A 13,512-nucleotide genomic window follows, 5' to 3' on the forward strand; every position below is an offset into this window, starting at 1 on the left:
GAAAAAGATAAGAATCCTTATATTTGTTCCTTATGGAAAATATAGACGCAACACAAGATAAAAGGCTATTTCTCATCGATGCTTATGCGATGATTTTCAGGGGATATTACGCATTGATCAGAAATCCGAGGCTTACCAGCAAAGGATTGGATACTTCAGCGATCTTCGGTTTTACAAACTCTTTGATTGAATTGATCAGAAGAGAAAAGCCGACACATCTGGCTGTTGTTTTTGATGTCGGGGAAGCAAGTGTAAGAACGGAAGATTTCTCTGCGTATAAAGCCAACAGAAGTGAGACGCCTGAAGCGATCAAAAATGCGATTCCATATATTCACAGGATTTTGGAGGCGATGCACATTCCGATTTTGGGCGTTCCGGGATATGAGGCGGATGATGTGATCGGGACAATTGCCTGTAAAGCAGAAAAAGAAGGGTATACCACTTTTATGGTAACGCCGGATAAAGATTTTGCACAGCTGGTTACGGATAAAATTAAGATCTACAAACCAGGTTTAAAAGGTGGCGATATTGAAATTTTAGGCGTAGAAGAAGTCAAAGCAAAATATGAAATAGAAGATCCGAAGCAGGTGATTGATTTCCTTGCAATGATGGGCGATGCGGTGGATAATATTCCGGGATTGGAAGGTGTCGGCGAAAAGACTGCCATGAAATTCCTGAAAGAATTCGGAAGCATTGAAAATCTTTTGGCCAATACCCATCAGCTTAAAGGAAAACTTAAAGAAAAAGTGGAAGCATCGGCAGAAAGAGGAATTTTATCCAAAAAACTGGCAACGATTATCTGTGATGCTCCCGTAGAATTTCATCAGGAACAGTACGATCTGGAAACTCCTGATTTTGAGAAAGTAAAAGAGGTTTTCGAAGAAATTGAATTCCGTAGATTATATGAAAATCTTTATCGTGCTTTTGCTCCTGCTGTAACCGGAACCACAGTTGTTACTGAAGTTGAAATAACGGTTACAGAAGCTACTCCACAGCAAAAAGTTGCACAGGCAGTAGGACAATTAGACCTTTTCGCAACATACGAAGAACTGGATCAGGCAACTTCCACAAAATCAACGATTGAGCACAATGATCATTTGTATCAGTTTGTCAGTAATCCGAAAGCTCAGAAGATTTTGGTGGATAATCTGTTGAAGCAGAAAGTCGTTTGTTTTGATACGGAAACCACTTCCCTGAATGAGCTTGAAGCCGAGTTGGTCGGAATGAGCTTCTCTTATAAAAAAGGTTTGGCTTATTACATTCCCCTGTCGGAAGATCAGGGCGAAGTTCTGCAGACGCTGGAAATTTTCAGGCCGTTCTTTGAAAAAGAAGATTTAGTAAAAGTAGCACACAATCTTAAATTCGATTATAAAATTTTAAAAAGATACAATATTACCGTAAAAGGAGCGATGTTCGATACCATGATCGCGCATTACCTTTTAAATCCGGACGGAAGACACGGAATGGATTATCTTTCAGAAGTTTATTTAAATTATAAGCCTGTTTCCATCGAAACGATTATCGGGAAAAAAGGTAAGAAGCAGGGGAATTTCAGGGATGCTGATTTAAGAACTCAGACAGATTATGCTGCGGAAGATGCGGATGTAACGTTTCAGTTGTATGAATTGTTTGCCCCTCAATTAAAAAAGGAAAATCTGGAAGATCTGTTTTTCAATATAGAAATGCCGCTGATGGAAGTTCTGGCAAAAATGGAACTCGCCGGAATTTCCCTTGATGAAAAATGGCTGGCTCAGGAAAGCGTTGATTTAGAGAATGATTTAAAACAATTAGAATCTAAAATATTCGAACTTTCAGGGGAAGAATTCAATATGAATTCACCGAAACAGCTGGGTGAAATTTTATTTGAAAAAATGCAGCTTGACCCAAAAGCGAAAAAGACAAAAACCGGACAGTATGCGACTTCGGAAGATGTGCTTCAAAAACTATCATCTAAACACGAAATTATCAAGCATATTTTAGAATACAGAACGTATCAGAAATTAAAATCAACGTACGTCGATGCATTGCCTTCACAGATTGAAAAGACTGACAACCGTGTTCACACCAATTTCTCGCAGACTACGGCTGCAACAGGTCGTTTGGCGAGTGTAAACCCGAATTTGCAGAATATCCCGATCAGAACTTTGAGAGGTCAGCAGATTCGCGGAGCATTCGTTTCTGCGGAAGGAAAGAAGATTATCTCTGCCGATTATTCACAGATCGAACTTCGTCTGATTGCCGAGATTTCGGGCGAAGATAATATGATCAAAGCGTTTCAGGACGGCGAAGATATTCACGCTTCTACGGCTGCGAAATTGTTTAAAATTCCATTGGAAGAAGTTTCGAAAACGCAGAGAAGTCAGGCAAAAACAGTGAACTTCGGAATCATTTATGGACAGGGCGCTTTTGCATTGGCAGAACAAACTGGATTGTCTAGAACAGAAGCTAAGCAAATGATCGAAGCGTATTTCGAAACCTATCCGAAATTAAAGGAATACATGGCGGAACAGGTGAATAAAGCGAGACAGCAAGGATATGTGGAAACACTTTTGGGAAGAAAACGTCATTTGAAAGATATCAATTCCAATAATTTTGTAGTAAGAGGTCATGCTGAAAGAAATGCCGTGAATGCGCCTGTTCAGGGAAGCGCAGCAGATGTGGTAAAAATGGCAATGATCAAAATTCAGAAAGAGCTGGAAAAAGAAAAATTACAGACAAAAATGTTGCTTCAGGTGCATGACGAATTAATTTTCGAAGCTCCGATTGAAGAGCTTGAAATAGCCCAAAATATCATCAAAATGGAAATGGAAAATGCCGTGGAAACACAGGTTCCGTTATTGGTTGAGGTTGGGGTAGGAAATAACTGGCTGGAAGCGCATTAATGTATGGAAGAAAAAATTGTTATTCTTGGTAATGGTTTTGATCTAAGGCATTTTTTACCTACCTCATATAATCATTTAATTTCTATATTATCTGAAATTGAAAAACTTCCAGAAGGAAAATCTAACATTTCTTTTTCAGATTTATTTGGTAAAACCTTTAAAGAAAAAAACGAATGGTTTTATCAAAAGATTAATGAATATTATAAAACTGAAAATTTTGTCTTTGACATTGAAGATATTAAATCTATTAAAACCAGATTGAAAAATAATTCTTGGTTTCGATATTTTAAATCAGTTGATGAAAATAAAATTGAGACATGGATTGATTTTGAAACTGAAATTGAAAGAATTTTGATTTCAGTTTTAGAATATTTTGAAAGTTTTAATAGAAATGATTTTAAGAAACCGAATTTTGGGAATATAGGTGGTGTATCAAGATTCTTTATCCCAATAGATTTAGATAAAGAATATTTTAAAAATAAACTACAATCATCATTATTAAAATCTTTTGGTATATTTAGTGAATATGATCGCTATTTAATTGTTCAAGAAAAATTTATTTTAAATATAGGAAAGTACATTCAATATTATAAAGAAAGAGACTTTTTTAATTTTTTGTATAGTTCACTAGAGGAATTTATTGGAATATTCAACGATTATATAGTTATTGTAATTAATTCATTTTATGATAATTTTAAAGAAGAAATGCAAGCAAATTTTATCATAAATGATGATATAAAAATATTTAGTAAGGTTTCTAGAATTTATTCATTTAACTATACTAATACTTTTGAAAAATTTTACAAAGTTGATAAAGATAAATTTGCAGAATCATTAGAAAGACTGAATATTAATTATAAAAGAGTGAATGAAGTTGAATTTATTCATGGATCGGTAATGGAAAACTATAATAATTTAGAAGAATTAAAAATTGTTTTAGGTGTTGATGATATTCATGATTCATTAAAAAAGCATAAACTTTTTCAGTTTACTAAATATTTTCAAAAGCTCCATAAGCAAACAGACTATCTTTTCTTAAAAGATTATCAAGTTGACGAAACTGTTGTTAAGAATATGGAAAAGTATACTTTTTATTTTTGGGGACATTCACTAGATTATTCAGATAGACAATATATAAGAGAGGTATTTGATTTGGTTACGAAAAGTGAAAGTAAAATAAAGGTATTTTATCATTCGATTTCCGCAAAGGGAGATCAATTAAAAAATCTTTTAGGCATAATTGATAAAGAAATAATTGAAAATTTTATGAAGGATAAAAGATTAGAGTTTATTGAGTCTAGTTTTGAAAATTTATTTAATGAGCTTTCAACAATCAGCTAATCATAAAAATAAATTTAAAGTAAAAACTTTCACAACAATGTGGAAGTTTTTTATTGTTCGGTTTGAAAAAGGTCATTTCTAAGAAAATTATTAATAATTTTAAGTGAATAAATTTTATCTGATGAAGTTTTTATTTTTGCTCTTTCCTATTCTGCTCTTTTCACAAAATATGAAAAGAGATACGATGGATTATCGCTATTCCCCAAGCAAAGAATGTATCGAGCAAAATAAAAAAGATAAAATTTCATATAATAAATTAAAACGCGAAGCCTCTGAAATGGATTTCAATTCGTTAACCAGAACCTTGATTGATGATTTGGATGAGAGACAGTTTACCAGAAAATATATCAATTTCCGGTATAATATTTTTAAGCTTGTATGCGATGCGATTGGAGATTATCCTACTTGTATTAGAGAATACAATTTAAAAGATCCTTTTTATAATCTTCAAAATTGGACGACTGATGATTTGATCTATTTAGGTAAGAAATTTAAAAATAAATTCATCATTCCCAGTTCAATTGGTGGAGGTTTTGGCTCTTATGAAGGTTATTATTATTATACTGATAAAGAGGATACTGAAAAATTCAAAAAGTTCAGCAAAGGTAAAGTAAAAGAAACCGGAGCAGAGTTCTATTATTATTCTAAAAACATCACTGATCCTCTTGAAGTGTCCAAAAATACAGGAATGGATTATATACGTTTCAGTTTTTACAATCTTCCGGATTATCAGGTTAAGGTCTACCAATATGTTAATAACACAAAAACAGTGAAGACATACGGGTATAAATATGATCGATGGGAAATTGTAGAATAACTCAATTAAATCAGATTTCTATTTTTCATTTCATTATAAATCAATCCCAAACAGCTTTGTCCTTCGGAAGTTTCATCCCAATACATTTCGTGAACACGAATGCTGTACAACATCATAAAATCGAAAATTCCTTTTACGGGACTCACTTCATAATTGATGTTTTGAGGTTTATTTGATGCTCCCAAAACTCCGAATTCAGCTTCACCTGCATTTTTATCTTTTCTGAAATTGGTGCCAAGAGCATCCGCAGTGGAGTAGATGTTCATCCATTGAAGAGAGTCTCCCGGCTGTATCTGGCGATTTTCGTAAAATCTTGAATAATAGGAATTGACGAATTCATAGGGAGTTCCTATAGTAATGATAGATTTACAATAAGTTAAAGCATTTTTCGAAGGCTTTGTTCCGTAAGGATAAGCATAATCCAAAGCCAGAATAGTTCCAAAACTATACGAATGAAAATGAATTTCACAATCGGTCTCATTTTCTGTGATATAATCTACCAGATGCTCCAGATTTCCCTGAATCAACTGTTTCTGGGATCCGTGTTGTAAATAATCGTTGGCACAGACAAAATTTGTTGCAAGCTCAGTAATTACTGTATTTGCATTTGGAATTATTAAAACCAACAAAGAAGTAAACAATACTATAGATTTTGAAATTTTATGAAAATCAATATTTATACAACCTATTTCTATTCCTCTGAAAGAAACGTATGGGATATCTCCTGGGTAAAAGAAGTTTTTCAGTTCTGCTAACTTAATATTGTCTTTTGTGAAAAAATCTGTTGCTGCCTCTAAGGTTGCGGGAAACATCAAAACTAAAGAAAGTGATAAAATTAAAAAAATCGAAAAAACATACAGTGATTCAATAGATCTGCTGTAGTTTTTGGGTAAGAATGTTCTTTTAAGAATCAGAGGGAATTTTTTCAGGACTAAAACCAATAGCCAGAAACTTTTAAATAGTAAAGATCGGCTGTTGAACTTTTCCGTAAGAATATCATGATATTTAAAGTCGTAAAATTTGTATACAATATCATCGGGTGAGCTTTTTTCATAAATACTCACTACCAGGCTTTCCTTGTTTTTAGTATAATTTATTTTTTCGGTTTTCGTTTCATATTGAAGGCCATTGGTGTTGAAATTCATTTCATTTTTAAAGCGTTCTGCATATCTTTCAACCGAATTACGATCAATAGCCTTGCCTAAAGCTGATATATAGATTCCGGTTTTCATGATTGATAATTTTTTATATGAATGGATTTCCTTACTTATCGGAAAGGAATTTGTTGAAATACTAAAAATGAATGCAGGATTACCTGAAAAGATCAGGCAGGAGATTAAAAGTTAATTTCATGTTTTTAGTTTTTATGGTTTAAGTTTACTCTAAAAGGCTGAATAATAGCTGTTCTAAATTTAGTGATATTCTTTTGATAAGATAAGAAAATTAATATGAATTATTTTTTGTTTTAAAAAATATGGTTATATCATAATAACTTATATATAAAAACAATACACCACACAAAACAGTAAAAACCAAAAGAAATCTGTTTTTAGGACTGATCTTTTTAATTCTTAAGTGGCTTATAAGCCATGAAATTAAGGCAAAAAAGGCCAAAGCAAAAAGAAGATATTGCGGTTTGCTTTCTTTCACAACTTCCCAAAAATCAAATCTCATCGGGTATAGAATTAGATAATTTCCTAAAGTATGAGCTACAATCAGCAGGATTAAAACAACAATATTAATGGTGAGTAACTTTTTGGAAATCATTATTTTATTTTATTTTATTTTATTAATCTGATAATTGCCAGGTCATCAGTCGGTTTCATCCCGTAATAATGTTCCAGTTTTTTTAATTTCATGGAAAGCATTTCCTCAGAATCGATGTTGGTTTTATCGAGCAAAAGATAATCAATCGGATTGAGTTTTTCATCATGATCGGTCTGCTGATTTAGGAGCAAGACTTCTGTCTTCCCTTATTCTATATTCTAAAAGTTCATCATAAAGTAGATGCTTTTCATTATTATAGATTAAAAAATCATTTATTTGGCGAGTCATTTAAAGTAAAAAATTTTACGCAGAATATTCAATTCCGCCAATATAGATCAAAGAGAAAAAATCGTTTTCCACAGAAACCGGTTTTGGGATCTGCTTGTTTAAGAAAATAATGGAATTGATATTCATATCCAGATTAAGCTCATTCAATCTGTTGATAAGAATCGGAAGCCATTGTTCTGCAAAAGAATATTCTGAAAATTTTTCGTAAATTGTTCGGTTTCCGTCCTCAAAACCATATTCTACAAAATCGTGATCCAGCCAGATCGTATCCTGAGATTCTGCAAATTTTGAAATGTACTTATCGTCGGATTCTTCTTCCAGATAGAAATTTTCATCTTCTTCTACAAATTCATAAAAATCTTCCTCGCTGTTGAAATTTCCTACCCAAAAGTCTAATGTATCTGTATTCATAATTTTAAATTCTAATCCCTTATTTCTCCATAGGGAATTCAAAGTTATCATTTAATATTTTAAATAGAAAGCAAAAAAGAGCAGAACTATTTTTGAAACAGATATTTTAGTATTTCATTGACTGACGATGAATCTTTTTTTTGAATTTGAGAACATTCAATGTCATATTCTACAGGTTGTTTTTTTGAATACATATAACTTTCAAGCCAGGATTTTCCCTTCGATTGAATAAATTTTTGATCGAGCGAAGGACCAATTTCATATCGAAATTCAGAATGACAGCCCAAACAATTATTTTCATATAAAACAATTCCGGGCGGAGAATTCTTATTTGTAAATTCATTGAAATTTAGCTTTAATGGTACTTTTCGAATAGATTTTCCTAGTTTAATGGTTCTATAAATGTCTAAAACTTCGGGAGAGTTTGCTTTCTTATTGAATATATAAACACCCTCTGAAGAATCTGCTTTTGGAATATAGATTGAAGCAAAACCTCCGTATATATTTTGAGAAGTTTCAATCACGGCCTCTCTACCATCAATCGTGATCTGTTTAAAGAGATTATTTTTAATTGGATTTTTGTACGTTTTAGGATTGTACATTCCGTATGTTATAAAAATCGTATCATCATCTTTTGAAAGATAAGCGAAGTAGGAATCTATGCCTTGTTTTTCTGTAAGTTTCCAGTCGGAAGGATATTCAAATTTTATCATTCCCTTTTCAAATTTATTGAATGGAATATTTTCCTTTTTTGCGCAAGATATAAGGAATAACAATACTAGAATAAGTGAAAGACGATTCATATTTTTTCTAAAATTATTAAAAAAAATTAAACGTTAAAATCAACATAATTAAAAAATAGTACAGCATTGTAGAACTTAGAAATAAAATACAAAATATAATATTGTAGGTAAAATATCCCCGAATAATTAGGATATTTTCCAACAAGGAATTAATACCGAAAAGCATTAAAAAATAACCCGGAATCAGAAAATTAATCATCAATAGAAATAAGCCATTTTCTAAAATTTTATAATTGAAAAAGCCCGGTGTTATGATAATGATATACAAACTTGATAAGATGGTAAGGATAAATAGTACAGTTAGATATACTTTTAGCCTGAATTGCTTATTTTCCTTTTTGAAGAACAAAAAATAATGAAAATTTGAAACTCCCAGTAAAGTTGCAGCAAAAATTCTAAAATCAACCATAAAACGAAATTCTCTTCCCCAATTCACTTTCTGTAATCGTCTTCTCCAATCTCGACAACCTTGTTTTCTCCTGTTTCGCACTTGTAATCCAATGCAACATCACTTTCTTATAAGAGGGAGCCTGATTGTTGAAAAATTCCCATGCTTTTTTATTGGCTTTAAATTGTTTTTCATAGTCAGGATAAAGAGTTGCCAATTCTTTTTCGTGAGAATAAATGGCAGATCTTTCAGGTTTTCTCAATTCAAAAGCCTTTAAACCTTCGGAAGTCATTAAGCCGGCTTTGGTAAGATCTTCCATTTTTTTAATATTGATGGCGCTCCAAATACTGGTCGGTTTTCTTGGTGTAAAACGGATGCTGTAACTTTCCTCATCAATCGATTTTCGAACACCGTCAATCCAGCCAAAGCATAATGCCTGATCAACAGATTCAGACCAGGTGATGGAAGGTTTTTTTGTTCCGACTTTGTAAAATCCTACCAAAAGTTCTTTCTCGTTTTTATGGTTTTTTTCCAGCCATTTTCGGAATTCTTCTGGTGTTGGGAAAAATGTTGCTACCATTTTATTTATAATATTGCTAAAATATTGAATTTTAAAATTTTATTCATCAATTCCATAAATCAATATCGTATCAATTTCAGGAATATTCAAATTTTCTAATTCATTTATTTTAATAAGTTGTTGTGCAAAATGAAAGAGTTCATTTTTAGCATTTTCAATTGCAATTTTTAGTACTTCTTTATCAACAGCAATTTTGCCTTCTAAAATAGGTGGCGAATATGGATCTTGAATTTCCGAATTTAAAAAGTCAAAAATAATTTTAGTCTCAGATTTTTCGACTCTCGGAGATGGATGACCCATATAAAAATAGACGTGCTCTTCTTCAGCAATCAAATCCTCCCATTCTGTTATATCTCTCAGTTTTCCACAACAGTGAGGAAAATATTTATCAACATTATTAATTTTTAAAATATATCCTCCATCTAAAGAACATGTTAAATCATCGATTCCTCGATTTTCCTCTGTCTGTTGAATTTCAATTTCCTTATGAATAATTTTTAATAGATCTTTATCCGAAATTTCACTTATTCTGTAAAAAGAAGAACTTTTAAAATAAGGCTTCAAATCCTTGGAAAAACCAGCTTTTATGTTTGCGGAAATACGATAATCCTCCCATTCATCGGGAAATTCCCAATAAGGGCCGGAAGGAGGCATCGGTATATCCTCATCATAATTCGTAATTTCTATAACAGGTATAAGTTCTACTTTCATATTAATAAAATCTTCTGCTTTTTCCATCTAATAAATTTTCAAAAATTGAGATTTGCTCTTGGTTAAGGTTTTTCAGGGTTATCTTTTTATGCCTGTTCATAAGATATTCGGGATAATATACAAATTCAATGCTTTGGTGATCAATTTTATATTCTCTTAAAAGGGTAGGTTTCCTTGTATTTGTTCTGTTGGAATTCGAAAATAGAAGGTTCGTGACTTTATTGGGAATAAAACTGAAACCGATAGAAAACAAAAAAATTGAGTTTTCATTGATAAGAATATGGAAAAAACACTGTTCAAACCTTTTATTTCTGCCTGCGTCCGTAAAAATAGTGCCGCTTATATTCTTCAGTTCAATTGAAGCAGGAAGCTTACAGCTGGCCACAATTTTCTTTTTTTCTATAAAGAAGTAAATGCATTTCCCGACAGCAAATAAGACCAAACCTGCAACAAAGCAGAGAAAGAAAAGATCAGACATTTTTAATTATTTCAAAAGGTTAAAAGCTTTAATGCTCTAAGATAGGTTTTTTCATGATATCATGATTAATCAATTTTATAAATCACAACGATGGATGTTTAGTTTTCTTTTATGAATCCGTAAATTTGTAAGATGCACTCAATGAGAAGGGCAGATAAAATTAACTTATGAAGATAAAGACCTATACAGAAACTCATCATAAAGATTCTAATCATTACGAATATATCACGATTTCCAATGACGAAAATAAGGTAAGAATATATACTTTGAAAAATGGATTACAAGTTTTTCTTGCCCAGAATTTTGATGCTCCGAGAATTCAGACCTATATTCCGGTAAGAACGGGGAGCAATAATGATCCTGCTGATAATACAGGTTTGGCGCATTATCTTGAACACATGATGTTTAAAGGGACTTCAAAATTGGGAACTCAGAATTGGGAAAAGGAGAGTGATTTATTAAACTGTATTTCAGACCTGTATGAAGATCATAAGGCTGAACAGGATGCTGAGAAAAAGAAAGAAATCTATAAAAAAATAGACGAAATTTCTCAGGAAGCAAGCCAATACGCTATCGCAAATGAATATGATAAAGCAATTTCGTCATTAGGTGCAACAGGAACCAATGCACACACTTGGTTTGATGAAACGGTTTATAAAAATAATGTACCCAATAATGAGCTTGAAAAATGGCTGAAGGTGGAGAAAGAACGTTTTTCAGAACTGACTTTAAGGCTTTTTCATACCGAGCTAGAATCTGTTTACGAAGAATTCAACAGGGCGCAGGATAATGATTCGAGATTGGTGAATTATGAGCTGATGGACGCTTTATTTCCAACTCATCCGAACGGGCAGCAAACCACCTTAGGAAAAGCGGAACACCTGAAAAACCCTTCTATGAAGGCTATACATAAATATTTTGATGAATATTATGTTCCGAACAATTACGCGATGGTCTTGGTTGGAGATTTGGATTTTGAAGAAACCATTCAGCTGGTTGATCAGTATTTCGGGGCAATTCCTTACAGAGAACTCCCGGAAAAAACGGCAATTATCGAACAGCCCATTACAGAAATTGTGAAGAGAACGGTAAAAAGTCCTACGACACCGAGAGTTCAGTTGGCTTGGAGAACTGAACGTTACGGTACAAGGGAAGCAATGCTGGCAGATATTGTGGTCAATATTCTGAGCAATAGAGGAGAAGCGGGATTAATGGATCTTAATATCAACCAGACTCAGAAATTACTTTGGGGGCAGGCCTATTCAGTTGGGCTGAAGCAATACGGATATTTCTCAATCGTTGCGGTTCCGAAAGAAACCCAAACTCTTGATGAGGCGAAAGAGTTGGTGATGGAGCAGATCGAATTGGTGAAAAAAGGCGAATTTCCGGACTGGATGCTTCCTGCTATTATCAATGATTTCAAAATTCAGAGAATGAAAACGCTGGAAACAGCAGATGGTTTGGCCACTAATCTTTACGATACCTACATTAAAGGCAGAACCTGGGAGCAGGAGCTGAACGAGATGGATGAATATGCAGAATTTACAAAAGAAGATGTAGTTGCTTTTGCCAACGACTTTTTTAAAGAAAATTACGTCATTGTCTATAAAGAAAAAGGAATCAATGATAAATTAATCCGAGTGGAAAATCCAGGAATTACCCCGATAAAGATTAATCGTGAAGCACAGTCGGAATTTTTACAACATATTTTAGCTGAAAAAACCGCAGATATCCAACCTGAGTTTATTGATTATCAGAAAGAAATTAAAACAGATATTGTTAAGGATAAAAAATTAAATTTTGTTAAAAATAAATATAACGACATTGCCCAGGTGCATTTTATTTTTCCTTTAGGAAGCGATCACGACAGAGATTTGGGAATTTCCACACAGGTTCTACAATATTTGGGAACGGAGGATTTTTCTCCTGAAGATCTTAAAAAAGAGTTCTTTAAAATTGGAGTAACCAATGATTTTAAGACATCCAATGATCAGCTGATCATTTCTCTTAACGGTCTCGAAGAAAACATTGAAAAAGGAATTAAGCTGCTTCAGCATTGGCTGTATGATGTAAAACCTGATCAGGAAATTTACAGCCAGTTTGTGGAAACGGTTTTGGAGAACAGAGCGGCTGTTAAAAAAGATAAAGGAAGAATTATGTCGGCATTAACGAACTATGCGAAGCTGGGAGAGTTTTCCAGATTTACAGATATTATTTCGAAAGCTGAACTTGAAAGCAGTAATGTCGAAGTGTTTACAGACAGAATGAAAAACTTATTCAGATTTCCTTATCAGATATTCTTTTACGGGAAAGATTTTGAGAATTTCAAATCATATATTGAGAATTATATCGACAATGAAAGCCTTCAGATTCCGGAGCCGAAGCAATATCCCGAGCCTGAAACGATTGGAAATGTCTATTTTACCGACTATGATATGGTACAGATGGAAATGGGTAAAGTAGGAAAAGGAAACTATGTAAATCCTGAAAACTTTGGCAAAATCAATGTATTCAATGAATATTTTGGAAGAGGGTTGTCGTCCATCGTTTTCCAGGAAATCCGTGAGAGCAAGAGTTTGGCATATTCTGCTTACGTTTCTTATGCAGCGAATGCAGAGCTGAATCATCCGGATTACATCACTACTTACATTGGTACGCAGCCCGATAAACTGCAGATTGCCGTCGACACCATGACAGAGCTGATGGCCGAGCTTCCCGAAGTTCCGATTCAGTTTGAAAATGCAAAAAATGCGGCCTTAAAACAGATTGCCTCACAGCGTGTAACCCGAACGAATATTTTCTTTAATCAATTGAGGTTAAAAAAACTGAATATTCATCACGATTTCAGACAGGATATTTACAGGCAGATCGGAAATCTGAAATTTGAAGATTTAAGACAGTTTTACAATACGGATATCAAACCTATCCATTTTAATACAGCAATTATAGGTAAAAAAGAAAACCTGAATAGGGAAGCTGTCAACCAAATGGGTAGCTTTAAAGAAGTAAGTTTAAAAGATATTTTCGGACATTAATAATAAGAAGG

General features: G+C 33.1%; 11 protein-coding genes. 4 read left to right on the forward strand and 7 right to left on the reverse strand.

Annotated features, from left to right (window positions below; translation table 11 throughout):
• The first annotated feature begins 32 nt into the window (after positions 1-32).
• The 3 genes from polA to BUA89_RS00740 all read left to right on the forward strand — a co-directional run bounded on the left by polA (position 33) and on the right by BUA89_RS00740 (position 5,040).
• The gene (gene polA / locus BUA89_RS00730; RefSeq protein ID WP_072952714.1) at positions 33-2,882 is read left to right on the forward strand and encodes a DNA polymerase I; all 2,850 of its coding nucleotides are present in this window, start codon (positions 33-35) and stop codon (positions 2,880-2,882) included.
• Positions 2,883-2,885: 3 nt separating this feature from the next.
• Positions 2,886-4,223 (forward strand): AbiH family protein, encoded by a 1,338-nt coding sequence (locus BUA89_RS00735; protein ID WP_072952715.1) that lies wholly within the window; start codon positions 2,886-2,888, stop codon positions 4,221-4,223.
• A gap of 169 nt (positions 4,224-4,392) precedes the next feature.
• On the forward strand, positions 4,393-5,040 hold the full coding sequence (locus BUA89_RS00740; protein ID WP_072952716.1) for a hypothetical protein: 648 nt from the start codon (positions 4,393-4,395) through the stop codon (positions 5,038-5,040).
• A gap of 5 nt (positions 5,041-5,045) precedes the next feature.
• Here BUA89_RS00740 and BUA89_RS00745 read toward each other — a convergent pair whose 3' ends face one another.
• The 7 genes from BUA89_RS00745 to BUA89_RS00780 all read right to left on the reverse strand — a co-directional run bounded on the left by BUA89_RS00745 (position 5,046) and on the right by BUA89_RS00780 (position 10,466).
• Positions 5,046-6,272, reverse strand: coding sequence for a hypothetical protein (locus tag BUA89_RS00745; RefSeq protein WP_072952717.1), 1,227 nt, complete (start codon positions 6,270-6,272; stop codon positions 5,046-5,048).
• 549 nt (positions 6,273-6,821) lie between these two features.
• On the reverse strand, positions 6,822-6,998 hold the full coding sequence (locus tag BUA89_RS23030) for a hypothetical protein (RefSeq protein WP_178362410.1): 177 nt from the start codon (positions 6,996-6,998) through the stop codon (positions 6,822-6,824).
• Positions 6,999-7,110: 112 nt separating this feature from the next.
• Complete coding sequence (locus tag BUA89_RS00755) at positions 7,111-7,506, reverse strand: immunity 22 family protein (protein ID WP_178362411.1); 396 nt, start codon at positions 7,504-7,506, stop codon at positions 7,111-7,113.
• Between the two features lie 86 nt (positions 7,507-7,592).
• Positions 7,593-8,219, reverse strand: coding sequence for a hypothetical protein (locus BUA89_RS00760; RefSeq protein WP_143152236.1), 627 nt, complete (start codon positions 8,217-8,219; stop codon positions 7,593-7,595).
• 491 nt (positions 8,220-8,710) lie between these two features.
• Positions 8,711-9,277: a YdeI/OmpD-associated family protein gene (locus BUA89_RS00770; RefSeq protein WP_072952722.1), complete on the reverse strand. Its 567-nt coding sequence runs from the start codon at positions 9,275-9,277 to the stop codon at positions 8,711-8,713.
• 39 nt (positions 9,278-9,316) lie between these two features.
• Positions 9,317-10,015, reverse strand: coding sequence for a hypothetical protein (locus tag BUA89_RS00775; RefSeq protein ID WP_083531563.1), 699 nt, complete (start codon positions 10,013-10,015; stop codon positions 9,317-9,319).
• On the reverse strand, positions 9,990-10,466 hold the full coding sequence (locus BUA89_RS00780) for a hypothetical protein (protein WP_072952723.1): 477 nt from the start codon (positions 10,464-10,466) through the stop codon (positions 9,990-9,992). The genes BUA89_RS00775 and BUA89_RS00780 overlap by 26 nt, the downstream gene beginning before the upstream one ends.
• Positions 10,467-10,633: 167 nt before the next feature.
• On the opposite strand from BUA89_RS00780, the gene BUA89_RS00785 reads away from it, so the two are divergent.
• Entirely contained in the window at positions 10,634-13,501 is a 2,868-nt protein-coding gene (locus BUA89_RS00785) for a M16 family metallopeptidase (protein ID WP_072952724.1), read from the forward strand.
• Positions 13,502-13,512: the final 11 nt, after the last annotated feature.

This window comes from Chryseobacterium arachidis (assembly GCF_900129245.1).
Taxonomy (GTDB): Bacteria; Bacteroidota; Bacteroidia; order Flavobacteriales; family Weeksellaceae; genus Chryseobacterium; species Chryseobacterium arachidis.